Origin of the sequence: Leptolyngbya sp. NK1-12 (assembly GCF_032598965.1) — a bacterium.
Classification (GTDB): domain Bacteria; phylum Cyanobacteriota; class Cyanobacteriia; order Elainellales; family Elainellaceae; genus Elainella.
This window is the reverse complement of the sequence record NZ_CP053586.1, coordinates 4,607,489-4,633,159: the sequence shown is the minus strand read 5'-3', so window position 1 is coordinate 4,633,159 and position 25,671 is coordinate 4,607,489. Positions and strand designations below refer to the sequence as shown.

At 52.1% G+C, this 25,671-nt stretch carries 20 protein-coding genes; 11 read left to right on the top strand and 9 right to left on the bottom strand.

Annotated elements, in window-relative coordinates:
- Positions 1-40 precede the first annotated feature (40 nt).
- Complete coding sequence (locus HJG54_RS19870) at positions 41-517, top strand: TspO/MBR family protein (protein ID WP_316430888.1); 477 nt, start codon at positions 41-43, stop codon at positions 515-517.
- Between the two features lie 201 nt (positions 518-718).
- On the top strand, positions 719-1,237 hold the full coding sequence (locus HJG54_RS19865) for a hypothetical protein (RefSeq protein ID WP_316430887.1): 519 nt from the start codon (positions 719-721) through the stop codon (positions 1,235-1,237).
- 9 nt (positions 1,238-1,246) lie between these two features.
- Here the strand turns inward: HJG54_RS19865 and HJG54_RS19860 are convergent, their stop codons facing one another.
- Positions 1,247-2,005 (bottom strand): M15 family metallopeptidase, encoded by a 759-nt coding sequence (locus HJG54_RS19860; RefSeq protein ID WP_316430886.1) that lies wholly within the window; start codon positions 2,003-2,005, stop codon positions 1,247-1,249.
- Between the two features lie 168 nt (positions 2,006-2,173).
- Here HJG54_RS19860 and HJG54_RS19855 point away from each other — a divergent pair, with 168 nt between their 5' ends.
- Both HJG54_RS19855 and ubiE read left to right on the top strand, forming a co-directional pair.
- Positions 2,174-3,115 carry a response regulator gene (locus HJG54_RS19855; protein WP_316430885.1) on the top strand — a complete coding sequence of 314 codons (942 nt, stop codon included), beginning with the start codon at positions 2,174-2,176 and terminating at the stop codon, positions 3,113-3,115.
- Positions 3,116-3,397: 282 nt separating this feature from the next.
- Complete coding sequence (ubiE, locus tag HJG54_RS19850; RefSeq protein WP_316430884.1) at positions 3,398-4,120, top strand: bifunctional demethylmenaquinone methyltransferase/2-methoxy-6-polyprenyl-1,4-benzoquinol methylase UbiE; 723 nt, start codon at positions 3,398-3,400, stop codon at positions 4,118-4,120.
- Positions 4,121-4,130: 10 nt separating this feature from the next.
- Here ubiE and HJG54_RS19845 read toward each other — a convergent pair whose 3' ends face one another.
- On the bottom strand, positions 4,131-4,811 hold the full coding sequence (locus HJG54_RS19845; protein ID WP_316430883.1) for a GntR family transcriptional regulator: 681 nt from the start codon (positions 4,809-4,811) through the stop codon (positions 4,131-4,133).
- A gap of 497 nt (positions 4,812-5,308) precedes the next feature.
- Here HJG54_RS19845 and HJG54_RS19840 point away from each other — a divergent pair, with 497 nt between their 5' ends.
- Genes HJG54_RS19840 through HJG54_RS19830 form a run of 3 tightly spaced genes read left to right on the top strand, consistent with a single transcriptional unit; the run spans position 5,309 to position 8,853 of the window.
- Entirely contained in the window at positions 5,309-6,364 is a 1,056-nt protein-coding gene (locus HJG54_RS19840) for an aromatic ring-hydroxylating dioxygenase subunit alpha (RefSeq protein WP_316430882.1), read from the top strand.
- A 2-nt stretch (positions 6,365-6,366) separates the two neighbouring features.
- On the top strand, positions 6,367-7,389 hold the full coding sequence (locus HJG54_RS19835; protein ID WP_316430881.1) for a Rieske 2Fe-2S domain-containing protein: 1,023 nt from the start codon (positions 6,367-6,369) through the stop codon (positions 7,387-7,389).
- Positions 7,390-7,446: 57 nt separating this feature from the next.
- Entirely contained in the window at positions 7,447-8,853 is a 1,407-nt protein-coding gene (locus HJG54_RS19830; RefSeq protein WP_316430880.1) for an amidohydrolase, read from the top strand.
- 71 nt (positions 8,854-8,924) lie between these two features.
- Here HJG54_RS19830 and HJG54_RS19825 read toward each other — a convergent pair whose 3' ends face one another.
- Positions 8,925-10,931: a protein kinase domain-containing protein gene (locus tag HJG54_RS19825; RefSeq protein WP_316430879.1), complete on the bottom strand. Its 2,007-nt coding sequence runs from the start codon at positions 10,929-10,931 to the stop codon at positions 8,925-8,927.
- 761 nt (positions 10,932-11,692) lie between these two features.
- On the opposite strand from HJG54_RS19825, the gene HJG54_RS19820 reads away from it, so the two are divergent.
- A complete protein-coding gene (locus tag HJG54_RS19820) occupies positions 11,693-12,538 on the top strand; it encodes a calcium-binding protein (RefSeq protein ID WP_316430878.1) in 846 nt (281 codons plus the stop codon).
- Positions 12,539-12,573: 35 nt separating this feature from the next.
- On the opposite strand, the gene HJG54_RS19815 is transcribed toward HJG54_RS19820, so the two are convergent.
- The 6 genes from HJG54_RS19815 to bchL all read right to left on the bottom strand — a co-directional run bounded on the left by HJG54_RS19815 (position 12,574) and on the right by bchL (position 18,840).
- The gene (locus HJG54_RS19815; RefSeq protein WP_316430877.1) at positions 12,574-13,815 is read right to left on the bottom strand and encodes an esterase-like activity of phytase family protein; all 1,242 of its coding nucleotides are present in this window, start codon (positions 13,813-13,815) and stop codon (positions 12,574-12,576) included.
- Between the two features lie 188 nt (positions 13,816-14,003).
- On the bottom strand, positions 14,004-14,201 hold the full coding sequence (locus tag HJG54_RS19810; RefSeq protein WP_316430875.1) for a hypothetical protein: 198 nt from the start codon (positions 14,199-14,201) through the stop codon (positions 14,004-14,006).
- A gap of 290 nt (positions 14,202-14,491) precedes the next feature.
- Positions 14,492-15,070: a DedA family protein gene (locus HJG54_RS19805; protein ID WP_316430873.1), complete on the bottom strand. Its 579-nt coding sequence runs from the start codon at positions 15,068-15,070 to the stop codon at positions 14,492-14,494.
- 460 nt (positions 15,071-15,530) lie between these two features.
- Positions 15,531-16,937 (bottom strand): ferredoxin:protochlorophyllide reductase (ATP-dependent) subunit N, encoded by a 1,407-nt coding sequence (locus HJG54_RS19800; protein WP_316430872.1) that lies wholly within the window; start codon positions 16,935-16,937, stop codon positions 15,531-15,533.
- A gap of 71 nt (positions 16,938-17,008) precedes the next feature.
- On the bottom strand, positions 17,009-17,812 hold the full coding sequence (locus tag HJG54_RS19795; RefSeq protein ID WP_316430871.1) for a DUF5331 domain-containing protein: 804 nt from the start codon (positions 17,810-17,812) through the stop codon (positions 17,009-17,011).
- Positions 17,813-17,976: 164 nt separating this feature from the next.
- Positions 17,977-18,840, bottom strand: a complete 864-nt coding sequence (gene bchL, locus HJG54_RS19790; RefSeq protein WP_035997547.1) for a ferredoxin:protochlorophyllide reductase (ATP-dependent) iron-sulfur ATP-binding protein — start codon at positions 18,838-18,840, stop codon at positions 17,977-17,979.
- A gap of 1,056 nt (positions 18,841-19,896) precedes the next feature.
- Between bchL and HJG54_RS19785 the strand changes: the two genes are divergently transcribed.
- From HJG54_RS19785 to HJG54_RS19775, 3 genes are all read left to right on the top strand, one after another.
- Positions 19,897-20,346, top strand: a complete 450-nt coding sequence (locus HJG54_RS19785) for a Fur family transcriptional regulator (protein WP_316430870.1) — start codon at positions 19,897-19,899, stop codon at positions 20,344-20,346.
- A 299-nt stretch (positions 20,347-20,645) separates the two neighbouring features.
- A complete protein-coding gene (locus tag HJG54_RS19780; protein ID WP_316430869.1) occupies positions 20,646-22,817 on the top strand; it encodes a hypothetical protein in 2,172 nt (723 codons plus the stop codon).
- Between the two features lie 532 nt (positions 22,818-23,349).
- On the top strand, positions 23,350-25,662 hold the full coding sequence (locus tag HJG54_RS19775; protein ID WP_316430868.1) for a hypothetical protein: 2,313 nt from the start codon (positions 23,350-23,352) through the stop codon (positions 25,660-25,662).
- The last annotated feature ends 9 nt before the right edge of the window (positions 25,663-25,671 follow it).

The window sequence follows — 25,671 nt, the reverse complement described above, 5'->3', positions numbered from 1 at the left end:
CAGCAAAAATACTTGATAGCACCAATTAAAGAGGGCTGGCATGATCAAATCCTGGATGGTAATCGGCGGCATTGCTCTACTGCTGGCAATTATCGGTGGCAGTATTGTGCGTCCCAAAGGCGTGCAGTGGTTTAGGCGCTTACGCCGACCGCAATGGTTAACATTTGAGCCGCTAATTCCGTTTATCTGGATTTTTGTCTTCGCCTGCGGCGTTTGGTCTGCTGTGTTGGTGTGGGAGCAAGACCCCGGCAGTTCCAGAACCTGGGCGCTAATGGCAGGCTACCTGCTGCTAGAGTTGGCGATTCTGGCCTATAACCCCACGATGCTGATCGGGCAGAGTCTCAAGTTGGGCACAATCGTTGGCGCAGTCGGCTTTGTGATTGGCCTGATTTTGACAATTGGGGTTGCCAGTGTTTCCAGTACGGCAGCTTGGTTGCTGCTACCGTTCTTGATCTGGAGTCCGATTGGCACCTACACGACCTGGGCCATGCTGAAGCTGAACCCAACCGAAGCTTGACCGATTAACACCGATCAACACCGATTAATTCGGTATTAATTAAAGTCGGTCTTGAAAAGACTGTGAAATCCCTTGGTATTTCTGCCCGAAAAGTCGAAACTTGGATCTAAAATCTTTAACCGATAGAGCAGTTGCCAATCATGTGCCCCTGCTAATATGGACATCCTGACCCTGCCGGTTGTCAGTTCTAGGAGAGGATTCATGCCGAGTTTTGAGAAGCCTGTTGCTAAACGCATTTACCAAGGTTCGATTTTAATTTTGCTGGGACTGTTAATGGCAAGCTGTTCTGAAAATAAAGTGGCTCAGTGCAGTAAGCTGATCGACATCGCCAACCAAGCCGTATCGGGAGTGAAGACAGTCTCTGAAAATTCTCAGCCCGACACCAGCATCGAGTCGATGAACAAAATTGCTGATGTGGCGAATACTGCTAAAGCCGAAATGGAAGGGTTACAGTTGACCGATGAGCAGCTTAAGGGCTTCCAAACCCGCTTCATTGACATGTATACGGCCACCACCAATGCGACCCGCGAGCTAGTGACTGCTGCCGAAGCCAAAGATGCCCAAGCAGCCCAGCAGGCATTCAACGCGCTGCAAACTGCAACTGCTCAAGAAGGCCCCCTGGTAAATGAAGTCAATGCCTACTGTGAAGCCCAACCTTCTCCAGCCGCTGAGACCCTTAGCCCCTCTGTCAGCCCTGCGGCACCATCCCCATCCCCCTGAGTTCCTATGCTAGATCGCTCCGTAATAGGCAATAGGCTGAGCTGAATCGCTGACTGGCTTGGCATGGTCCACGTTTTGGCTGGTGAGCCAAGCCCAAAGTTGATCGCCATAGGAAAAGTGCCACCATTCCTGAGGATGTTGCAGAAATCCACCGGCCATCATAGCCTGCCTCAACAGCAGCCGGTTTTGGTGAAAGCGGACTCGGTCGATTTGAGTTAGAGCTGGATCAACCGCTGTGGACGATTGACGATTGGGTTGGTAATAGTCTGGGTACGAGCGGGGCGACATCTCATCAATCGGCGATCCCATATCCACAACTTGCCCATGCTGGTTCACGAGCGTCACATCAATGGCAGCCCCAGTGCTGTGAGGAGGAGGTGTAAGGGGATCGCGGCTGGGAACTGCCCAAAACTGATATACCTTCTGCCAAATCGCCTGCCGTTGCTCCTCGCTGAGCGATTCGACTGCTAGACTCTCTTCAGCTAGGGTCTGCTGAAACGTATAATCAACCATAAATTGCTGAACAGCAATCGGACGGTAGGCATCAAAAATTTGAATTCGCCACTGCGGACGTTGCTGCTGTAACCAGGCTTGAGCCATGAACAGCCGCTCTAAGACCCCTTGCCGCAGGAAGTAGGGAGACTTGTCTCCATAAGGAGCACCCAATTTGACATAGGGATGGGGTAACTCCAGCGCAAACCAATCGCTGGGAATCTCAACCAATGGTTCATTGCAGTCCCAAATTGGCACAGATTGATAGAGTTTCATACAGTCGGTTTTTCAGCAGCAACGTTAGAACTAGAGCAAAACTGTCAAGACTAAAAGGGAAGATCAAGGGCTGAATAGCATTGTGCCGCTAAAACAGTGCCGGTAAAACATGGTTGAGACGCAAGCAGGTCTGCACCGAATCTAGATTTGCTGAAGGAGAGTGGTTCCATGAGTGACGCCAATACAGAATTTGATAGGATTAGCCGCCAATTTATGAGCTTAGAACGACCTAAAAAACCCAAGATGCTGGTTGTAGATGACGAACCCGACAACCTGGATCTGCTTTACCGCACCTTTCGCCGCGATTTCAATGTTCTACGAGCGGAGAGCGGCATCGTGGCCCTGGAAATTTTAGCAGCGGAAGGAGAAGTCGCTGTGATCATTTCCGACCAACGCATGCCCGAGATGAAAGGAACCGAATTCCTAAGCAAAACGGTGCCCCAATATCCCGACACAATGCGGATCATCCTAACTGGCTTTACCGACGTGGAAGATCTGGTCGAGGCGATCAATTCCGGACAGGTCTACAAATACATCACCAAACCCTGGGACCCGAATGAACTGAAGCTGGTGGTGCAGCGGGCGGCTGAAACCTATGAGTTGTTGAAGCAGCGGACCGATGAGCTACGGCGTGCTCAGGCTCAAATGGCGTTGCTCAGCGTTATCACCCAAACAGTCCAACAGGCGGCTAGCGTCGAAGACTGCTTGATTCCAATTGCCGATGCCTTTGCCCAAACCTTTTCTGCCGACACCTGCGTGCTACAGCTTGTGGACGGCAAATCTTTAGTAACTCAAGCGACCAGTGCTCCTGGCGTTGATTTGAGCCAAGACCCCCTTGTGCAAGCAACTATTGCCTCTGGCACTATGCAGGTTGCCGTCAACATTCCTACCGACCCCCAGTTGTCTGCCTTGCCCTATTACGCTGAAGCCGGTATCCAGTCCCATCTAGTCGTGCCCGTGCAGTACCAAAATCAAGGGCTGGCTGTGCTATCCCTGCAATGGAAGCAGCCGCAGATTTTATGGGAAGACGAACTGTCGCTGCTGCATTTGGCGGCTCAGCAAGTTGGGATGGTGATTACTTGCAATCGACGGCTAGCCGCAATAGCTTAGATGGAAGTTTTGAGTTTTGAGTTTTAAGTTTGAGTTTGCCTCTTGTTCCGTGGACAGGTAACGATTCCCACGTAGCGTTTTGTAGAAAAGCAGTGTTTTGAGTAATACATTTCTCTTGGATCAGGCTACAAAACTCAAAACTACGCCCTCTGCGCAGACTATTGCTGACGGCAGACTACGCCAACAAAACTCAAAACTCAAAACTCAAAACTCAAAACTCAAAACTTAGAACTGATATTAGCCAGGTAGGATGAGAATGTAGCGTTGCTCAGAGTTGCATTTGTGACCTCAGTTCTTCCTTCTACCCCGCAGGCTCAAGAGATCCAAACCCTATTTAACCGGATTGCCCCAGCCTACGACCGGCTTAACGATTGGCTGAGTTTAGGGCAGCATCGCATCTGGAAGCAAATGGCCGTGAAGTGGAGCGGTGCGGCGGTGGGGGCCGTTTGCCTAGATCTCTGTTGCGGTAGTGGCGATCTATCTCGGCTGTTGGCGCGGCAGGTGGGGATAACGGGTCAGGTGTACGGCGTTGATTTTTCAGCAGCTCAGTTAGCGATTGCCAAACAGCGAGCCGAGCAGTCGGTGCAACCCCTTGCCATCACCTGGGTTGAGGCGGATGCGTTGAATTTACCGTTTGGGGCGAACCAGTTTGATGCCGCTACAATGGGCTACGGTCTGCGGAATGTGCTCGATATTCCCCGCAGCCTCAACGAACTGCATCGGGTGCTAAAACCAGGAGCCAAGGCAGCGATTTTAGACTTTCATCGTCCTGTGAATCCAGCGATGTGGGCCTTTCAGCAGTGGTACCTGGATACAATTGTGGTTCCTGCTGCGGAATCCCTAGGACTGAAGGAAGAATATATCTACATTAGCCCCAGCCTCGATCGCTTTCCCAGCGGAACCGAACAGGTTGACCTGGCGCGTCAAGCCGGCTTTGTGAATGTAACCCACTATCCGATTGCCGGAGGGATGATGGGGGTTTTAGTGGCTCAAAAACCGAGCTGAGCTTGGCAGGTTATTCCATATATAGCCGTGCAACCGCTTCCTTGATCACTTCCACTAATTGAGCTTGGCGTAGCTTCACATGGGCATACATCAGGTTGGCGGCGGCATTGGCATCGCGCTGTTTGATGGCCGAGAGAATCCGGTGGTGTTCTTCGCAGGTGCTGTGGCGAAACGATTCCTGCTCTAGCGAAATCAGGCGGAGAAAGTGAACCCGCGCATTCAGGTTATCTAGAGTGTGCAGGATTTCGGTGTTGCGGGAGAGCGAGGCGAGGCGCTGGTGAAAGTCTTCGTCGGCTTGGGCGCATTCAACCGAAGTGGAGCAATCAAAGTTGAGGGCCACTTTTTCCCACCAGGCGATCAAATCCTCTACTTCTGCGTCGGTGGCTCGCTCTGTGGCTAGCCGAGCACTGATCATCTCCAAACCACTGCGCATCTCATAGAGATCAAAAATCATTTTCTGCTCTAGGGGACGGCCTGAAAACCCACGGCGCGGAATGAACTCTAGCAGCCCTTCGGCCGCCAGACGATTCAGCACCTCACGTAAGGGAGTCCGACTGACGCCCAGCGAGGCTGCCAACTCGGTTTCGTTTAATGGCTCACCCGGACGAAATTTGTAGTTCATTGCCATTTCACGAAGCTGGTGATAAATCCGATCGACGCTGCTCGATGATTTGGACTTGGCGTTGGGCATGACTCACCTAAAGTTGCAATCCTGTACTGTATTCATTCGTTATTTGCTTTACTGCTTTTAATCACTTGTTAATCACTTGTTAATCACTTGTTAATCACTTGTTAATCACTTGTTAATCACTTGATATTTGTTTCGACCGACCCGCTCTGCTCGTGTCAAGCACCTCTGACAAAAAATGTATTCAAAACTACAATCCAGGACTGACAACACTTCTATTGTTGTATACAAGACTGAATGCAATATTGTATACAAAGTCCGAGCACTTCAATAATAGCATGACCTGAATTTCTCCAGCTTGTTCTCTACGGTATGGCCCGGTTCGTAATTTTCTTTTACAGCAAACATGATCTGCTCATAAAAACCAACATCTATAAAACTAGCGCCACTATGGTAATGCCTTAACGTTCGATTTCACCAAAATATGTGCGGCGGTCTATATACTGGCCTAATCGCTTTCATGCCCCAGTTTGATCAACTCTATCTACTGCAATATTCCTATGCTGGTTACTCAACAACCCATACTCAAGCGCTTTTGGTATCCGGTCATGCCACTGGCGCATTTGGCAGACGGGACACCCCAATCTTTTGAACTGTTGGGCCAACGCATTGTACTTTGGCTCGATACAAATGGCAATCCGGCTGCGGTGGCCGATCGCTGCTGTCATCGTTCTGCCCGCCTATCGCTGGGACAAGTGGTGAATGGCTGCATTCGCTGTCCCTATCACGGCTGGTCATTTGACGGTGATGGCACCTGCGTGAATGTACCCCAACTGACGAGTGAGCAACCGATTCCCAAAACCTACCGCGTCGATGGCTACCGCTGTGAACAACGCTACGGCTATGTTTGGGTTTGTTTGGGAGAACCGCTGAATCAAATTCCAGAAATTCCCGAAGCAACCGATCCTCAGTTTCGCCAAATTCACCAATTCTATGAAACTTGGCAGGCCAGCAGTTTACGGATTATGGAAAACTCGTTTGATAGCGCCCACGGGCATTTTGTCCATGCGGCCTCTTGGGGGAATCAGGCCAATCCGGTGCCGCCGCCGATCGATGAGATTGTGGAAACCGAATATGGCTTTGTGATGAAGCATTGGATTGAGGTGCTGAACCCGGATCTGCAAAAGCGCAACCTAGGCATCCAAACTGCAAAAACGATCCGCACCAACGAGCGCCGCTGGTACATGCCCTTTGCCCGCACGCTGAAGATCCATTATCCAAACGGTTTGATTCACCTGATTTTTACAGCTGCTACTCCAGTCAACGATCAAACCTCGCAAATTATCCAGTTCTGCCTGCGCAACGACACCGAAGCCGACGCCAAAGCTGCTGACATCATTGCCTTTGACCGGCAAGTCACCCAGGAAGATCGACTGATCCTGGAAACGACTGACTATGACGCGCCGCTCAGCCTACGCGAAGAAGAACATATGGCGGCTGACAAGCCAGGAATTTTGATGCGGCATCGATTGGCGGCCTTGCTAAAAGCGCATGGTGAAGTAGAGCAGCGCTGCTTGGTCTCGCCTGATTTGTCCATGAATTCGCACGGAGATTGATTATGCTCGTTACCCAACAGCCTGTGCTGAAGCGATTCTGGTATCCTGTTGTGCCTATCGCTAATTTATCTGCCAACGTTCCCTTTTCCTTTCAGCTTCTCGGTCAGAAGATCGTGATCTGGATCGATGAGACCGGCAATCCTGCGGCGACGACTGATCGGTGCTGCCATCGTTCGGCTCAGCTTTCTGCTGGGGTAGTGATCGATGGCTGTGTGCAGTGTCCCTATCACGGTTGGTCGTTTGATCGGCAAGGGACCTGCGTCAGTGTGCCCCAACTCCAACCTGACCAAGCGATTCCGGCCAGCTATCGTATCCAGTCCTATCTCTGTAGCGAGCGCTATGGCTACGTCTGGGTTTGCCTCGATCCACAGCCCCTACTGCCGATTCCCTACATTCCCGAAGCAGAAGCCCCCAATTACCGCTTGATTCCCCAATTCTATGAGCCGTGGCATTGTGGTGGTTTGCGGTTAATGGAAAACTCGTTTGATAACGCTCACTTTAGCTTTGTCCATGCGGCTTCGTTTGGCGATACCCAGCAGCCGATTCCCGCCGCCTCTCAACTGACGCCGCTAGAATATGGGTTAATGGTGCAATCGCAGGTGGAAGTGGTGAATCCGCCGCTACAGCAGCAAAATCTCCAGATTGCTAAAAAAACCACCGTGCGTCAGATCGAATCGACTTGGTATATGCCGTTTGCTCGTACATTGAAAATCACCTACCCCAATGGTCTGGTGCATCTGATTTTCACAGCGGCAACGCCGGTTAGTGATTCCGTATCGCAAGTCGTTCAGTTTTGCGTTCGTAATGACACCGAAGCCGATGCTAAAGCTGCCGACATTATCGCCTTTGATCGTCAGGTTACTTTAGAAGACAAACTAGTGCTAGAATCAACCGATTACGATACGCCCTTAGATATAAACGCGGAGCAGCATATGGCTTCGGATCAACCAGGAATTGTGATGCGCCATAAACTCGCGACTTTACTGAAGCAGCATGGGGAAGTTGAACGACGACGGGATCGCTGAAGAGAAGCTTGAAGAAAAGCTCGACGGAAGCTCGGGGAGAATATCGAGGAGAACACGATGGATTTTTTGATCCAAAATGTGCGGGTATGGTTGGATGCTACCTACCAATTTGTGGATGTGCAGATCAGCCAGGATTGCATCAGTGCTATTAGCTCCGCCTACTCCCAGCCCACCGAGAACCGGATTGTTGTCAACGGACAGGACAAGCTGCTGCTGCCCGGATTTGTCAATGCCCACACCCACTCCTCCCAAATTTGGCAACGGGGCTTAATTCCCCAACTGCCGTTAGAACTCTGGCTCGCTGACGTGTTCGACTCGTCGCCTACCCACCTGGAACAGTTTTATCTTGCCGCCCTCAGAACTGCTGTCGATACTCTGCTGTCGGGAGGCACCTGCCTGATGGATCACGCCTATCTGCTGCCCAACCAGGAGTTAGAAACCGTAGCGGCCTTGGTGAAGGGCTACCGCGAAGTTGGCATCCGCGCCTTGATTGCGCCCCTGATCCAGGATCAGCCGTTTGTAGCAGGCTTACCGGGCGGAAACGCACTGCCCCAGTCTGCCTACCCCCGCTCGACGGCAGAAATTCTGGCGATGATGGAGCAGATTATTCAGCAGTTCCACCGGCCCGAAACCGGCATTTCAATTGCGGTTGGCCCCACCGGATTTCATCGCTGCTCAGACCAACTGCTGGAGGGCTGCATCGAGCTAAGCCAGCGCTATGGCCTCTGTCGCCATATTCACCTGTTGGAAACCAGAGCGCAAAAACTGCTGGCTCAAGAACGCTATGGCGGTAGCGCCGTCACCCATCTGAAGCAGATTGGTTTTTTGAACAATCGCACGTCCTTGGCTCATGCCGTCTGGCTAGACGATGCAGACATTCAGCTCTTAGCTACAACTGGGGCAACGGTGGTCCACAATCCAGTCAGCAACCTACGCTTAGGCAGCGGCATTGCCCCGGTCCTGAAATACCGAGCCGCTGGCATCAATCTTGCTTTTGGTTGCGACGGGGCCGCCAGCAACGACGCTCAAGACCTCCTAGAGGCCATCAAGCTAGGTACAATTCTGCATGCGGTCACGGATCCAGATTACCAGCATTGGCTGACTCCCTACGAGGCAATTGAAATGGCAGCTTTGGGAGGTGCAAGGGGTGTCGGATTGGCCGATCAGGTGGGTTCCCTCAGCGTCGGCAAAACCGCCGATCTGGTGCTCTATGACTTGACTCACCCCTCGTTGCAGCCCTGTACCGATCCGATCCAGCTCTTGGTGTTGGGTCGCCCCAGTCAGGTGGTTGAACGAGTTTGGATCAACGGCAAGCTAATCGCGATCGACGGCAAGGTTGCCACGATCGACGCCCAGCAATTAAACCAGAATTTACTCCATTGGCAACAAAAAGCGCCGCCGCAGTTCCAAACCATCAAGCAGGTAGAACCCCACTACCGCAAGCTGCTACCCCGGTTTGACTGATTGACTGATTGACTGGTTGACTAATGCTGTACCTGTTGTAGCTGACGGTAGAGCTAAATCAATTAATTCGGCTAATTTGCCGAATTATCAGCAGACGGGACTCCCTGCACCGCCACACTGATCGTAAAATCCGTCGGCTGAGTAGCTACTACATCGATTTGATAATCGCCGCCCTCAAAAATGCGAGCATCCCAGGTAACTACACCGCTGGCATTCTCGACCGGACGCCCATCAGGATAACGAATCGTCAGCGTTACAGCTCCAGCCAAAATTTCCGCCTTCAGCACTTGATCGGGTTGGACATTGACCAGATAGCGCTTAATCCGCACATCGCTGGTTTGAGCTGAGACTTGAGACCCATTGGGGTCGGGATTTAGAAACTGAACATCAAAGTCGGGCTGGACGGGAGAGGGGCTAGGGCTGGAACTGGGTTCTGGCGATGGTTCCGGTGGCGGTTGCTGCGGCTCTTCCAGGCTGGCGTTAAGACGGTAGTTACTGGCAGGAATGCCCTTAACCGGTCTGAGGCGAATTGCAAACTCTCCAGACGCATTCAGAGGACCCTTCCAGGACAGCACACGGTCAGCTTGGTCATCTGCCGGTTGGCGATCGGGTGTTAGGACACTCAGCAGCACCCCTTCGCCTTCTAACGTAGCGGTCAGGGTTTGCCCTTGAGTGGCGGGAAAGGTGTAGACAATTGATTCATGGGCCTGCAAATTGCCTTCTACCGTGGTTGCGGCTCCATTGGGCTGCAGGTTGAGGGGTTGGCTATACTCGACCGGCTGTGGGTCGGGCGTCAAGGTGGGGGATGGGTCGGGCGCGGGGGTGGAAATCGGCGTTTCGACAATTGGTGTGGGAGAGGGAGTCACCGTGGGGGCTGGCTGTGTGGTGTTGAGAATGGCGCTGACAATTGCCCAAGCAGCAATTCCTGTCACCGTTGCAATGCCTAGACCAACCGACAGAATGGCCCAAGGATTCTCCCAGATTGAAGTGTCGTGAGTAGGAATCACGGGCGTTGGCGCGGGACGTACTGGCGTCGTCTTGGGATTGGCCTGGGTGCTGTAGTTGGTGGTGTAGTTGGCCGGAGCCGGTCGCCCCACAGGGATCGTTTTCATCTGGGACAGATTAGCATTGGCAGCCGTCGGCGTGGGCCTCGCTGGGGGTGCGGGCAGAGGAGTTGGAACCGGATTGAGGGCAGGTGACTGGGGCAGCACTGATTGTTCTGGCCGGATGGCCGTAGGAGTAACCAGGGCTTGTAATGCTTGCGCCACTTCACTGACTGACTGATACCGATCGCCCGGCCGATAGCTCAGCATCCGATGCAGGACTTCGGCCAGTCCGGGATGCACCTGGGGCACCCACCGCTGCCAGTTCCAGACCAGATTGCGATCATCGTAAAGTTCGTGCGGCTCGCGTCCGGTCATTAGCACCACGGCAGTCACGGCCAGCGAATAGAGATCGCTGTTGGGATAGGCCCGTCCGGTCTGCATTTGCTCGCTGGGGGCGTAGCCCAATTTGCCGACGGTAGTGGGGACATCGGTTTCGGGCGTCTGGAACCGCGTCACAATTTCCTTTACCACGCCAAAGTCAATCAGCACCGGCAGGTTATCGCGCTCGCGCAAAATAATGTTGTCCGGAGCAATATCCCGGTGAATGATATTCTTCGTGTGAATGTGGGCCAGCACTGGCAAAAGCTGATAGAGCAATTGCAGTGCCTCTGCTTCAGAAAAGGTGGAGCCGTAGACTTTGCGTTCGTTGAGCAGCGCTCGATAGGTTTTGCCTTCTACATAGTCCTGCACCAGAAACAGGCGTTGATTCTCCTCAAAGGTGGCGCGGAACTGGGGAATCTGAGGATGGGAAATTTGGTAGAGAATGGCAGCCTCTCGCTGAAATAGCTCGCGAGCTTTGTTGAGGGTGTACTGGCTGCCCTGGGGTGGAATAAATTCCTTCATGGCACACCGTTCGTCGTAGCGGTTGCTGTCCTCAGCTAAATAGGTTCGACCAAAACCACCCTGTCCCAAAATACTGAGGATACGGTAACGATTTTGCAGGATAGTCCCACTAGGAATTGGGGGTTGCATAGCGACAACTCAATTTCAGACAACAACAATTCGCCACAGACAGGTTTACCACAGACAGGTTCACCACAAGTCAATCCACCACAGGTCGATTACCACAGGTCAGTGCACCGCAGATCAACGCATCATAGACCGATGCACCATCAACTGATTCGCCACAGACTGTGGGTCATAACTGGGTCATAACTGAGTCATAACAGTGAGTCATTTCAGACTGTGCCAGCACCAGTTTAACCAAGCCGTCGATGGAGAGATTAAACCGTAGGCGTGAACTTAAGAATCCGTTTGAAAAGCTCCCTAAATCCCCCTACATATTGTGAGGGACTTTCCGAACCATCGCTGTTCAAAGTCCCCCACTGCTGAGGGATTATAGCCCTGTACGCATCCCCGAAAAGGGGGCGGATCCAGACGACAACATCCTTCTTATTCAAACCGCTTCTAAGATCAACGTGCCCATTCTGCCTGATCTTCTCCATCATGGTTTTACCAGCATTTGCTAAGCTCAACTGGCTAGACTGTCCCACTTGTTTAGGTGTACTTTCCGACCCTCGACTGCACCCTGCGAGTCGGTTGGCCTCCCATCATAGCGAAGGATCTGTCGAGTCGAAAGCCTCTGTCTTTAGCCTCTATCTTTCCAGACTGGCCGGCTGGGGGAATTGCCAAAGTGCTCACAGGGTGGTTTATTTCTAGAGGTGGATTAATGAAACAAAAGCCATTAATTCACGTCAGGCTCGATTGTCCTAATTCGCGCTATACCTGAATCGATGATTTCAAACCGTTCTTCAGACGCTTCTACCCCATCGGCCCTCAATGCTGGGCCAGTCGCCTCGCCCAAGCGCAGGCAGAGAGCCACTCAGCGCAATTGCCAGCCCGGTATCACCCTAGTAGGCACAGAATTCAACGACGACCTTTCGGGCACCGACAACAGCGATACCCTACGGGGCAGAAATGGTGACGATGTGTTGAGAGGGCTAAGCTGCCGGGATCAGCTCTTTGGAGACGCCGGGAACGATCGCCTCTTGGGAGGACGAGAGAATGATCAGCTCAATGGCGGCGCCGGTGAGGATCGACTGATCGGCAACCAGGGGAACGATACGATCCGAGGCAACGACGGCGAAGATGTTTTAGAAGGCAATGCCGGTAGAGACACCCTCAGAGGCGGCAGTAAGGGCGATGTGCTGTTTGGCGGTAGTGGTGCAGACCTGCTGGTAGGCGGCAACGGCAGAGATACCCTCAGAGGCGAGGCTGGCTCGGATCAAATCAATGGCGGCAATGGAGATGACATTATTGTTGGCGGCTTCAGTAACGACCGCTTAACGGGGGGAGGTGGAGCCGATCGGTTTGTCTATAACTCACTCGATGAGCGGCGCGACCAGATTTTTGACTTCAACGACGATGAAGACCGCATCGATTTGAGCCAGATCTTCAAAAGCGACATCTACAACAATGAAAACCGTTTTCGTGACTATGTGGTTGTGGTCAACGACGATGACGATGTGCTGATTCGAGTCGATGCCGATGGCGAACGGGGCGACCGACCGTTTGTGACGCTGGTGCGGCTGGTGGATACCGCCTTTAGCGATATTGAGCGCAGCAATTTTATTCTGTAAAGCTGGTTTTTTCGAGTTTGGCAAAGTCCGGCAGTTCATTTGCCTTGCCGGAGCCGAAACAGCAAAAACTCTGTTGTCTGGAGCGGGTTGAAGTTATCATCACTGACCAGAATTAGGCTAGCGCTGCCGTCCGGAAGCTGAGGACCCAGAGTCATTCCTTCAAAATTGTCGAGTGGAATGCCTAGATCCGAGAGGTCAAGCACTAGCCGTTTATAGATGGGCGTCAGCCCCGTGATGTCGCCTGCTAAACCAGGAATGCTAGAAATATCGGTGGCTCCACCCGTAGCGAGCTGAAAAATCTTGCCGCTAAAGCCAGTCAAACCAAAGGCTCGCTCTAAGCTGAGAAAATGACCGCCTTGATCGAGCACCAGCAGCTCCGACAGCCCCAGATTTTCGTCGGTTGCGGGCAGTGGATCGATTGGGTAGACATGCTCGGCCAACAGCAGCGAACGGTCGGCATCGATCAGGTAGTGCAAAAAGCGCAGATAGGTGGGCTGGGGTGCGGTGGGTAGGTTGGGCGATAAGTCCTGATGCAGGGCGGCCTCGGTGGCGGCAAACAAGCGAAATGGCTCGACTTGGGTGTTGCCGTAGCTGCCGGCATTCAGGGTCAGCGCTTCAAACCCTTGGTTGGTTTGCACTCCCAAGGCGGTTCCAGCATCTGTTTGGGGTAAATAGCGGTTGGGAATTGGTAGGCGGCCTCGCCAGTCGCCCGTGGCTAGCTCAAATTCGTCAATGAAGGGAGCAATGCTCTGATCTGGATCTCCTTCACTGGCGATAAACAATGACCGCCGAGGGGAGAGAGCAATCCCTTCCGGATCGAGACTGCCCACCGCAAACGGTTCGCCATTTTCGTTCTTGAGCATTGTCACCCGCTCAACCGTAATATTGCCAATGCCGCTGGCTGGATCCGGCGCTAGATCGAGCTTCAGGGTATAAAAGCGGGCCGGGGCAAACTTGCTGCGGTCGTCGGAAATGGCATAGATACGATTGGTCTGCCGGTCATAGGTCAGCCCTGATAAGCCGCCAATCTGGGTATCTTCAAAGGTCTGAGATGGCAGTTGGTAGCGGCCCAAAAACTCCAGCGTCAGGGGTAGAAACAGCCGATCTTCGGCCTTGACCTGCGGCAAGCTACAGCTACTTAGCGCCAATAGGGGCAACACCAGTAAAGGCAGCAGCAAGCGGTGCTTTGGGTATAACCCACTTTGCCAGTAGGCCAACACAGCCGCAACAACCGACTTAGCCATAGACCAGGCCGCAGCAAGGGCAACCATTCCCATGAGTTTATCCTTCGTTCTGAGTGATCGGTCTTAACTACCTATCCGATTTCTCGGACTGCAAGTCAGTAAACCCATCAGAGTTTTTGAATTTCAAAACCCCTACGAGGGTTTCGGATAGGCTCTAAGACCTTAGACCTTAGACTTAGTCCTTAGTCCCTAATCGTTGATCCTTGACCGTCGAGCTTTAGTTATCCGTTCTTATTATCGAAGTGAGACGGCGAGATTTTTAGCACGGGTAACCGCTCACCCCGAAATACTTCTTCACTGGTTTGCCCCATGTCTTGCACCATCTTGGCTAGGGCGCGGCTCCCAATCAGCACCAATAGCAGCGGAGCCGTACTGAGGCTGAGCAAAATTCCAATTGGCAGTTTATTAGAAGTCAGCATAGGAGGAAATCAGGTCTAGAGTTTGTTGTGTGCTGCTGGGCAGCCAGAATTGTCAGTATTGATTGCGATTGCTTATAGTTGATTGCTTATGGTCCTGAGCTAGAGACTGCCTTGTGCGCCAACATGCGCGAAACTCGTGAGCCTGCCTGGGTAGTGTTACTCAAACGAGGGCGACGATTGATAGAAACCGTGATGGGGCAACGAGTGGAACGCTGTTGATCTTTAACTGTTGATCTTTAACTTAAGTATGTCATCCAGCAAGGGGATGACGGCTTCAAATTCAGGAAAATCTATCGACGGGTGAAGCTACCCCGACGCTGCCAATAGTATCCAAGCGCGCAAATCGCAAGCACCACAACCACAGCAATAAAGATCAGGCTGGATAGAGAATCGTAGTGCTGCTGAACAAGCTGATAGCGATCGCCCAGGAAGTAACCCAGCGTCAGCAAGCCACTCAGCCACAGAATCCCCCCTACTGTGGTGTAGGCCAAGAAGGTAACGGGGGACATGCCGCTTAACCCTGCCGGCAGCGCAATCAAATTACGGCTACCTGGAACGAAAAGGCATATCAACACAGCCTTGCCACCATGCCTACGGAACCAATGTTTGCCTTTGTGAAGATCCTGATTGGGAACTGCTAACCAGCGGTGGCGTTGCAGCAGTTTTTGCAGTCGCTTCTCCCCTAGGAATCGGCCTGCGCAGTACCAGGGCAGGATGCTCAGCAAGAACCCGCACAGGGCGGCTGCCACTACTCCAATGGGATTGAGGTGCCCTTGGGCTACCCAAAAGCCAGCCAGAGGTATAAATAGCTCAGGTGGAAACGGCGAAAACACCATCAGGGCAATGATTCCAAGGTAACCAAGCTGCATGTAGGGCCGTATCCTTCCTAGAGGGGGTAACCATGCTATTGTGACGAACAATGGTCTGCAATAGGTCCGCCGGTGGGCAGTTCGGCGGCTGACCCTAGGAAGGAACTAGCTCAACTTGTGACTATATCTCACGGGCTGAAACCGGAGAACTGACATTAGAAAATTAAGTCGATCAACATCATTAATTGGAAGAAAGAAGAAATTTGAAGATCCGTAGTGCCCACGTCTCCCTGCCTCGGTAAGATGCCCGCACTACATCTACCGTTTAACCAGGTTGACCTACTTATAACGATTAAGAACTAGTGTTTGCCACCACAGATAGGACATTGTTGTGGCGACAGCTATAACATCAGCAATATTCCATAGGAAAAGGGTGAGCCTAGACCCACCCGCATGTTCACAGATTAAATTTGATGAACGCCAATACGCTGAGCTAAAACTCGTTGCTTAGACTCGTTGCTTAAACTTGAGCCTCTTCGCGTACCAGCTTATCCCAGCCCAGATCCTTGAGCGAATTGTTGCGGCGCAGGGGACGAGTCACCAGTTCCAAAATGTCCCGCGAGTTAGTGAAGCCGTGAATTTGCGCGAAGGTGAACTCAACCGACCACTTGGTGTTAATACCGCGTGCCTCCAGAGGATTGGCATGCGCCATACCCGTAATCACCAGATCGGGCTGAAGCTCATAGATGCGCTGGATTTGATTGTAGTTATCTGGCTTCTCGACAATTTTGGGCAGCGGCACAGCCATTTCCTGACAGGTTTTTTCGAGCAGGGCTAATTCGGCAGCTTGATAGCGCTTATCCATATAGGGAATGCCAATTTCGGGTACAGTCATACCACAGCGAATCAGGAAACGGGCCAGCGAAATTTCTAGCAGGTTGTCGCCCATAAAGAAAACCGACTTGCCGCGAATCAGCTTGACGTAATCTTCCAAGCTTTCCCAAATTTGCGCTTCCCGTTCTGCTAATCCCTTCGGCTCAATGCCAAACACCGAGCAAATTTTCTCGATCCAGGCGCGAGTGCCATCGGGTCCAATTGGGAAGGGTGCGCCAATCAGCTTGCATTTCCGCCGCCGCATCAGGGTGGTGGCTGTGCGCGATAGGAACGGGTTGACACCCGCCACATAGTAGCCCTCTTCGAGCACTGGCAGTTCGGTAAACCGCTTAGCTGGCAACCAGCCGTTGATTTTGATTCCTTGCTTTTTCAGTTCCAGGGTCAGGTTGGTGACAACTGGATCGGGCAAGGAGCCAAATAAAACTAGGGGTGAGTGGTCGGCATACTCCGACTCTTCCTGCTGCACATCCTCTTTTTTGCGGCCAAAGTTGAGCAGTTTCTGGATGGCATTGCGCTCTTCGCGGGCGTCTTCGGTTTCTGGAGATTTATCAGGGCAGCGTTGGGCCATTGCTGCTAAAACGGTGTCTTCCCCCTGGGTGAAGGCATAGTCCAAACCGTTGGCGCGGGCCACCACGATGGGAATACCGATTTCGGCCTCTAGTTTGGGAGCTAGCCCCTCTAGATCCATCTTGATGATTTCGGTGGTGCAAGTGCCGATCCAGACAATAACCGACGGGTTGCGGTCGCGTTTGATTTGCTCACACAGCCGCTTTAGCTCTTCGTAATCGTTGAGTTGAGCCGAAATATCGCCTTCTTCTAGCTCGGCCATAGCATAGCGCGGTTCCGCAAAAATCATCACGCCCATCGCGTTTTGCAGAAAGTAGCCACAGGTCTTGGTCCCGATCACCAGAAAGAAACTGTCTTCGATCTTTTGGTAGAGCCACGCTACGCAGCTAATTGGGCAAAAAGTATGATAATTGCCGGTTTCGCAGTCAAAATTAAGAGTCTGGGGTTGGGTATCAGCGAGCGTCATGGTATCGGTTCCTCTCATGGATAGGGGTTGGAAGAGACGTTAATCCTGTCTAGTTAATCCTGTCTAAAGGTCTAGTCCCACCGAACTCGTTTGCGCCCGGTTTTGGTTGTGCCGCGATCGGGCAGTTCGTGAGCGCTGAGTTGAGCTGTGTCGAGGGGAATACGGGAAGAATGCAGCGGCTGCTCGGAATGATTGTTTGATTCTGACGGTTTAGCTGGAGCAATCTGAGATTGAACATCGCTGACCGAAGTAGGCTGAGCGGGTTCCGTACTAGCGGGAATAGCGGCGGGAATCGGCGGCGGCGGAACGATACGGGACAGAATTGCATTGGATGGAGCCGGTTCGAGTGGGACTGAAGTGACTGAATTTGAATTAGGTGGAACCGGAACAGATAACCCCTCAACTGAGCCACCGGCTGGAACTGCAATGGGTTGTTTTTCCTGAGGTTGTTTTTCCTGGGGTTGTTTTTCCTGAGGTTGTTTTTCCTGAGGCTGTTTTCCCCTAACAGCAACCGCAGGCGAGACAGCATTACTGGTGGGACTTGGCAGCATTTTGAAGGTTGGTTCAGACGCAACCGGGAGTTTTGCCTCACCCTCTGCTGTATCAGCCGTTGCTAGTTCCTCTTCTGGATTGAAATTCAGGCCCAGAGCGATCACAATCCGGTCGGGATTACTATTCAGGTCTACGACCAGAGGCAACAATTGGACCAGCTGCGGTTCTAGGGTAGACAACACTCCCAAGATGAAGCTGGCGGAGGGGCGACGCTGGTCTTGGCAGTTCACCCAAACCCCCAATCGCATAATCCAATGTCGGTTCTGACGGTAGTAGTTCAGCCAAGCGGACTTCAGGGTTTTGCGGAGATGGTCAATGTTCATGGGACAGGAAGGCTTAGGTTTAGGTTTTGAGTTTTAAGTTCTGAGTTTAAGACGGGTGACGTTTGCACGTGGCACCTAGGCGCAACAGTTTTAGGTTTTAATTCAACACTCAGCACTCAACACTCAAAATTAACCCTTATTTCCTATCACCTCTGAGGTATCCACTAAACCATCATTAGATCCAATTCTTCCTCTGCTTTAGGTTGGGGCTTAGTGGGGTTGAGGTAGAAGTCCGACAGCAGGCTAAACAGTTCACGGTCAGGGGCGTCATTGGGCACCACACCTTCTGGCCGCGACAGAATCTGGTCGGCGATGTTGAGGTAGTAGTCGCAGACGTAATTGAGGGAAGGATCGGATTCGGCCATTTCAAATAAAGTCTTGCCTTTGACGCGAGACACTCGAATATCCTCGATAAGCGGCAGAATCTCCAGCACTGGCATGGGCACCGACTCTATATATTTGTCGATTAGATCCCGCTTTGAGGTGCGGTTACCAATCAGGCCGGCCAAGCGGAGGGGGTGAGTCCGCGCTTTTTCCCGCACCGAGGCTGCAATCCGATTAGCAGCAAACAGGGCGTCAAAGCCGTTGTCGGTGACAATCATGCAATAGTCGGCGTAGTTGAGGGGAGCAGCAAAGCCGCCGCACACCACGTCTCCCAGCACATCAAACAAAATTACGTCGTATTCGTCGAAGGCGTTTAGTTCCTTCAGCAGCTTCACGGTTTCGCCCACTACATAACCACCGCAGCCTGCACCTGCCGGCGGACCGCCCGCCTCCACGCAATCGACACCGCCATAGCCTTTGTAGATCACATCTTCGGGCCAGACATCTTCGTAGTGATAATTTTTCTCTTGCAGGGTGTCAATAATCGTGGGAATCAAAAAGCCGGTGAGGGTAAAGGTGCTGTCGTGTTTAGGATCGCAGCCGATTTGCAGCACTTTTTTGCCACGCCGAGCTAGCGCTACCGAGATATTACAGCTCGTGGTCGATTTGCCAATTCCGCCTTTTCCATAAACCGCTAGTTTCACGTTCTGTGTCTCCTATGGCGTCATCTCAAAGTGAATGGGGCCGTATTTAATGACCGTAATCAAGCCTTAACTTATAGGGTCGAATTTAATGCAGGGCCAAATTAATGGGGCCGTACCAAGGCACGACCCTTAGCCTTAACCTTCAAGCCTCGCTTGGTATGAAAGCATTATTGTCAAATTTCGCGGTAATGGAAAGGGTCCTCCAGAATAAAAAATAGCGTTAGAGAGAGATATAAAGACGTTTTAGATGAATAAGCTAGATTAATCCAATCAGAATCTCTTTCTATCTTGATTCAAACTTATTCCAAGGTTTTTAGACCTGATTTATATTAATCCAGAACAAAAGACAAATTTCATTTTTTGCTTTTCAAGCAATCATTGGCAAAAATGCAACTTTCAATAGCAGCCTAATGCCTGTTTTGTAGAGCTTAAGCAGTGGTTACTAGCGTTTAGCTCCCTATTTCGTAGTTTCACGCCTTTTTATGCTGTTTTATTGCTGCCTTGGCTTAGTTGTCTGGTCTCGGACGGCTGAATTTAGTTCTCAAAGCAAGGTGCAGCTTTCAACTAGGCAGCCAACATACCGAGAAGTAGGCCATACCTGTCAGCTCAAATGCGAGTTACGGCAATTTTGTTAAAAATGATCAAGTTTTAAACTGATGGGTCAGCCATCCCTTGAGGATGGTGGTTATAGAGCAAAGCAGCTTCTCTATCAGCAAACGCTGCTATTCAATTGCCATTCGATTAAGTCGGCGTGCTTGAACCGAACGAGGCAGAACATCTGCCGAAAGTAGACATCTGAAAAACATCTAAGTTAAAGTTGTAGTGAGTTTGTTTTAGGCTGGGTTTAGAATATGTAGTGCCTGAATGGCGCTGAATTTTGTAGCAAAGCCACCTACCAAGCCCTAAATATGAAGACTCAGTGGCGAGTGGTCCCCGGCTCTAGAGCATTGGCTTTAACAAACCATGTGATTAGCAAAACACTTTATTCGATGTCCTTACTAAAATAGGAAGTAGGTTAAATCTGTGACTACGTTTGAATCCATGAGGACAGCAGCAATGCAAACTGAAGCTGCTACGAGAAAACCAATTCGCTCTCTAGAGGACGCGCTGGAGTACTGTCAGTCGTTGGGGATGCGTCTGAGTAAGCAACGTCGCTTCATCCTGGAATTGCTCTGGCAAGAAAAAGAGCATCTCTCGGCACGTGAGATCTATGACCGGCTCAACCAGCAGGGCAAGGAAATTGGCCATACCTCGGTCTATCAGAATCTAGAAGCCCTCTCAGCCCAAGGTGTGATCGAATGTATTGAGCGGGCTGACGGTCGGCTTTACGGCAACATCAGTGATCCCCACAGCCACGTCAACTGTTTGGACACTAATCAGATCATGGATATCCATGTGGAGTTGCCAATTGATTTGCTGCAGCAGATTGAGCAACAGACGGGTGTGAAAATCACCAGCTACTCGATTAACTTCTATGGTCACCGGCTATCTGAAGCCGCTTCTTAGGTTTTGAGCCATTATTGAGCCATTAAGCTGTTAGCTTAGTTAAACGCTGTGCTTTTTTAGTTTAAATATTAAGCTTTATGTTGAGCTGTGAGTAGAGACGCGCCACGAGTGCGTCTTTGCGTTTTTTGGGCGACGTTTTGGTAAAAAAGACTACTTTAAACCTATTTTTCCGGCAACGAATTTTTTGATGCAGATTTGGGATTTGCGAGTAAGCTTGACTATCCAGACGGTCAGAAAGCAAACGGTCAGAAGGTGTTTCCTGATTTCTTTCGGCCAATGTATATAGCCAAGCGGAGTCTATGGTGAGAGGACAAATCAATCCTTCTAATGCGTTCGACACTCCTGACGAGCAGTCCCTGTATCGAACGGTGCATCGAGCGGTTTGCCGCAGTAAACCCGATACTAAAGCCAATCAATTATTCTCCTGGAGCCAGCCCACTAATGCTGCTATTTCTCCCTCGGCCCAAGCAGCTGCCCAACTGAATCAAGCCGCCGCCGGTGAATTTGTTGTGGAATCGTCAGAATCCGGGCTGGAACCAACCCTGTCGTCGCCTACTCCTGATACTTCAGGATTGGACCCTACCCCATTCCCCTCCGATACCCCCACAGCTACTGCTTCCCCAGCTTCTCCGGTGCAGCCTAGCTCTCTGCCGCGCTTACCCAAACGTAAGCTCCGCTGGCAATTGGCGTGTATGGGAGCCTTGGGAATTTTCGGCGGCATGGGGTTGATGGCCTACCTGTGGTTGGCCAGTCTTCCTCCCTTACCCGATTGTCGGAATGTCACTCCGCTTTCTCCCGATGCTCATCGGCTGTATTGTGCGCAAGAAAAGGCGCGTTCTGGCAAGCTTGACGATTTGTTGGCTGGAATTGATCTGGTGAAAGATTGGTCGCCTCACCATTCGCTCTACCGAGACGCGCAAAAATCCTTGGCTAAGTGGTCCCGGCTGGTGGTGTTAGTAGCGCGAGACAAAGTCAACCAGAATGACCTGAAAGGGGCAATCGACGCAGTCAACCAAATTCCAAAAACCAGCCCTACCTACGACGAAGCTCAGAAAACTCTGGCTCAATGGCAAGCCCAATGGCAGGAAGGAGAAGCCATCTCGGCTAAAGCGCTCGAAGCTATGAAACAGCAAGATTGGAAAACGGCCTTTGAGCAGGTTACAGAATTGGGGTATCTGGAGCATGACTTCTGGCGGCTGCATCAGGCCGATGTCTTGGCAAAGCGGATCTTTGTGCAGAAGGAATCTTACGAAGCGCTGAAGCAGGCAAAAAAGCTGGCGGCTAAGCTGCTACCAGAGCATTTAGGAGAAGCAATTGGGCTACTGCAAACCGTCGCACCGGAGAGCGAAGCCTGGACCGAAGCGCAGCAGTTACTGGCAACCTGGAGTCAAAATCTGCTCAAGGTGGCTCTGCAACGCTGGCAGGATGGCGATATGTCAGGTGCAGTTCAGCTCGCTCAACAGGTGCCACTCAACCTGCCATTGCCTAGCGAGGCCCAGGATTTAGTCAAATACAGCCATGCCTATCAGTTGGTGCAGGACAGCCAGATCGAATCAAAACTGTCGTGGCGGCAGCTCTGGGGATTGCTCGAGGCCACCAGCGGCATGAGTCAAATTCAACCTAGCAGTCCGGTGTATGAGGCGGCCCAGATGCGCTTACAAGAGTGGCAGGCTCAGTTCCAAGACCTACGACAGCTTCAGGTGGCTACTGTAATAGCAGATCTAGGTCAAAAGCCAGCCCTCCAGTACGCCATTGCCAAGGCCAATCAGATCTCGCCGGAACGCCAGCGCTATGGTCAAGCCCAAGCCATGATTACCAACTGGCAACAGCAGATCGAGCAGATTGAGGATCGTCCGTACCTGTGGCGGGCGCAGCAGTTTGCTGCCTCCAATGCCATTCCTGATCTACAGTTGGCGATTGCTCAGGCCCAGGTGATTCCGAGCGCTCGTTCGCTAGGGGTAGAGGCGCAGGCACAGATCGTGGCCTGGCAGCAGCAAATTGAACGCATCGAGGATCAGCCGATCCTGAACAAAGCCCAAACCCTGGCCAAGGCGAACAAACTCGATGAAGCAATCACCGTGGCTGCGGAAATTCGTCCTCATCGCCTGCTGTATGAACAAGCCCAAGCCGAAATTGCCACCTGGAAGGAAAAAATTCGGGCCGCTGAAATTGCCGCTGACCGCTCAATTCTAGATCGAGCCTGGGATTTTGCTGGACGCAGCCAGCTGACTGACGCCATTGCCACTGCCGCTCAGCTTTCGCCGGGTCGCCCCCTTTACCTGGAAGCCCAAGCCGCGATTGGAGCCTGGTTACGGGAACGAGATGGAATGAGAACTGGTTTGGACGATTCTGGTGCCGATTCTGGCACAACCATTGACTCGATGCCATCCGAATCTGGAAGCGAAGCAATTGAGGTTTCTCCTGAGGCACATCTAGAAGATCTGGCTGAGCCTGCTCCAGCAGGGGAGTAGGGAGTAGGGTTTGCTATGACCCACCGTTGCTATTCTGAGCATTTGCTGTTATTTAAAGGGATACTCCAGTTCATGGTTTACGGTCTGATTTGGCGGTTTCTCCTCACCCTGCAAACAGCACATATACCAGAGCCAATTTTATTTCCGCCCATTTACTCCAGCTAGACAAGATTGTTGGCTGGTAGACTTAGCGCTAAAATTCATGCAAATAAAATTGCAAATAATATTCAACAGCTCTGGTTGGGATCAGTGCTGATAGCAGACGGTTAAGTCAGTCGGTGAAATGGGTTAGGTAAATCAAGCGGTGCGGCTACCGTTTTTCTCCTCTAGCCTCCAGGGCAATTCTTTAGGCCATGGTTCAATATCGTATTGTTCAATACCCTATTTAGGAATAGCCTGGAGGCTTACTCGTTCATAGAACTCTGCTGGCAGACCAGCTTTGAAAACTAATAGGTTCGGGAACTACTGATCGCTCCCGTGGTGAATTGCTAAAACGAACTACCCCCAGCGTGTTGCGATAGGTAGGCATGTCATGGTGAAACCAGTTTTTAGAAAACAATTTTGGGCGAAGACTTGGAAAAAAATCTCGGCAAAAGCTTGGGTCAGCATCTCAGCGAAAAAATCGCAGACCAAGCGCTCTCGGCGTCCTGCCTATGCGGCTGAAATGCCGATTGAAGGAGTAAACGAATCAACCAATACCCCCACTGCCGATCGGGAGCGCTCCTCGTCGCCACCTAATCGCCCTCCTCAACAGCCCCAGCCTGCTCCAGAGCAAACTGGAAAACCGTGGCGCTGGTCGCTGATTTGGCTAGCGGCCTTGGGTGTTTTGGGAGGCATGGGTACGGCGGCTCTGATTTGGTTGGTCAGCCTACCGCCCCAGATCGACTGCCGCGATCCGGCCCGTCTGACGCTGGACATGGAACGGCTTTACTGTGCCCAGGAAGCAGCCCAATCAGGTGACTTATCGAAATTGATCGACAGCATGACAAAGCTCGGGCAGTGGAAGCCCGATCATCCCCTTTACAAAGAAGCCCAGCGCCTGATTGGGGAATGGTCTGAGCAGGTGTTCAGGCACGCCATTCGCAAAGTTGAACAGGGCGATTTGAAAGGCGCGGAAGCCGCCATCAGCCATATTCCACAAACTGCTCCGATCCACGCGGATGCCCAAAAGGCATTGACTCGCTGGCGGAAGTATTCGCGCGAAGCTGCTGATATCTATGCCAAAGCGCAAACTGCTTTGAAGAAGCGCGATTGGTCTGGGGTTTCTCAACAGATTGTGCAACTAGCTGAATTTGAGCGAGACCATTGGCAGCTCGAAAAAGGGGCCGATTTTCTAGCCCGCCAGCTCGGTACCGAGAAGCAAGCTTGGCAGGTTTTGAGCCGAGCGCAGAAGCTGGCAGCTAGTGGGACACCCCAGCAAATTGGAGCCGCTATTCCTCTGGCGCAGCAGGTTCCCGCCAAGACCTACGCCGCTGAAGCCGCTAAGGTCAACTTGAAGCAGTGGAGCCAAAAGCTGGTTGCTCTGGGTACCCAAAAGTGGCAAAAAGGGGACCGGGCCGGTGCGGTAGCAACCCTCAAACTTGCCCCCAATGTGGTGAATACGCCTGAAATTGAGGATTTGTACAAATTTAGCCACGCCTATAAGCTGGCCAATTCTGCACTGTCACAGGACTGGACCCCTAAAGTGGGCCACCTGCTTAACTTGACAGAAGCAATTGCGGCCCTAGCACAGGTGAAACCCGCCAGCCCGTTTTACTCCCAGGCTCAGGCTCACAAAAAAGACTGGCAGGCTCAGATGAAAGACCTGATTCAGCTCAAGTATGCTAGCGCTACTGCTGGCCTTGGGCAACAATCAACGCTGAAACTGGCTATTGGTCAAGCCAAACAAATCGATGCCGACCAGCCGCGCCGGCTACAGGCCCAGTCGCTGATTGCCTATTGGGAACAGGAAGCCCAACGCCTCGAAGACCGACCGATCCTGGATCAAGCAATTCAATTCGCTAAGGCCGGCTCTATTAGTGACCTCAAAGCCGCAATTGCCCAAGCCGGTGAAATTGCACTAGGACGTGCTCTCCGAGTAAAAGCTCAGACCTATATCGCCATGTGGCGCTCGCAAATTCAAACCCTGGAAGACCAGCCTAAATTGGATCGAGCTTGGGAGTTGGCACGTCAGGGCAAGTTGGGTGAAGCGATTGCGGCAGCTAGCGGTATTCAAGCAGGACGTTCGCTCTATCGACAGGCCCAGTCTGCTATTAGTGATTGGCGCTATCAGCAGGTTGTAGATGCTCAAATTGCTCGCGATCAGCCCATTCTGGATCGGGCTGCCTCCCTGGCCGAAACCGGCAATCTGGCCGCTGCGATTGATGTCGCTTCCCAGATCGAGCCGGGACGGGCGCTCTACGGTCGTGCTCAATCATCGATCGATCAGTGGCAGGATCAGCTCAATCCTCCGCCTATCAGTGAGCCGACCATCCCCAGCAGCGATGGGTTTGATCCATTAGAAGCAATCCCCACAGAAGCACCCTGGCTCCAGGAACCCACGCCTCCCGCGCCTCAAGGTGCAACCTCCTTCCCAACCCCGACCCTCCAGACCAGTCCAACCAATCCGTTGCCGACTAATTCGCCTGCCCCACCGGCCACCTACGAGCCGTACCTCCAGCCGAATCCAACGACACCTGCCGATGGTTCAACCGACGGCCCAACCAATGGTACGACTGATGGTACGACTGATGGTGCCCCAACTCCGATGGGAGGTCCAGCCTCACCGCCGATTGAGCAGGTGCCTCCACCGCCCGTCGAGCCCCTTCCGCCAGAACCCCTCGATGTGCTGCCTCCAGCTCCCTAACTCCAAGGC

Excerpts from the sequence above, each read along its gene's own strand:
- HJG54_RS19870 (WP_316430888.1), top strand. The coding sequence starts at position 41 with ATGATCAAATCCTGGATGGTAATCGGCGGCATTGCTCTACTGCTGGCA.
- HJG54_RS19865 (WP_316430887.1), top strand. The coding sequence starts at position 719 with ATGCCGAGTTTTGAGAAGCCTGTTGCTAAACGCATTTACCAAGGTTCG.
- HJG54_RS19860 (WP_316430886.1), bottom strand. The coding sequence starts at position 2,005 with ATGAAACTCTATCAATCTGTGCCAATTTGGGACTGCAATGAACCATTG.
- HJG54_RS19855 (WP_316430885.1), top strand. The coding sequence starts at position 2,174 with ATGAGTGACGCCAATACAGAATTTGATAGGATTAGCCGCCAATTTATG.
- HJG54_RS19845 (WP_316430883.1), bottom strand. The coding sequence starts at position 4,811 with ATGCCCAACGCCAAGTCCAAATCATCGAGCAGCGTCGATCGGATTTAT.
- HJG54_RS19840 (WP_316430882.1), top strand. The coding sequence starts at position 5,309 with ATGCTGGTTACTCAACAACCCATACTCAAGCGCTTTTGGTATCCGGTC.
- HJG54_RS19835 (WP_316430881.1), top strand. The coding sequence starts at position 6,367 with ATGCTCGTTACCCAACAGCCTGTGCTGAAGCGATTCTGGTATCCTGTT.
- HJG54_RS19830 (WP_316430880.1), top strand. The coding sequence starts at position 7,447 with ATGGATTTTTTGATCCAAAATGTGCGGGTATGGTTGGATGCTACCTAC.
- HJG54_RS19825 (WP_316430879.1), bottom strand. The coding sequence starts at position 10,931 with ATGCAACCCCCAATTCCTAGTGGGACTATCCTGCAAAATCGTTACCGT.
- HJG54_RS19820 (WP_316430878.1), top strand. The coding sequence starts at position 11,693 with ATGATTTCAAACCGTTCTTCAGACGCTTCTACCCCATCGGCCCTCAAT.
- HJG54_RS19815 (WP_316430877.1), bottom strand. The coding sequence starts at position 13,815 with ATGGGAATGGTTGCCCTTGCTGCGGCCTGGTCTATGGCTAAGTCGGTT.
- HJG54_RS19810 (WP_316430875.1), bottom strand. The coding sequence starts at position 14,201 with ATGCTGACTTCTAATAAACTGCCAATTGGAATTTTGCTCAGCCTCAGT.
- HJG54_RS19805 (WP_316430873.1), bottom strand. The coding sequence starts at position 15,070 with ATGCAGCTTGGTTACCTTGGAATCATTGCCCTGATGGTGTTTTCGCCG.
- HJG54_RS19800 (WP_316430872.1), bottom strand. The coding sequence starts at position 16,937 with ATGACGCTCGCTGATACCCAACCCCAGACTCTTAATTTTGACTGCGAA.
- HJG54_RS19795 (WP_316430871.1), bottom strand. The coding sequence starts at position 17,812 with ATGAACATTGACCATCTCCGCAAAACCCTGAAGTCCGCTTGGCTGAAC.
- HJG54_RS19785 (WP_316430870.1), top strand. The coding sequence starts at position 19,897 with ATGCAAACTGAAGCTGCTACGAGAAAACCAATTCGCTCTCTAGAGGAC.
- HJG54_RS19780 (WP_316430869.1), top strand. The coding sequence starts at position 20,646 with ATGGTGAGAGGACAAATCAATCCTTCTAATGCGTTCGACACTCCTGAC.
- HJG54_RS19775 (WP_316430868.1), top strand. The coding sequence starts at position 23,350 with ATGGTGAAACCAGTTTTTAGAAAACAATTTTGGGCGAAGACTTGGAAA.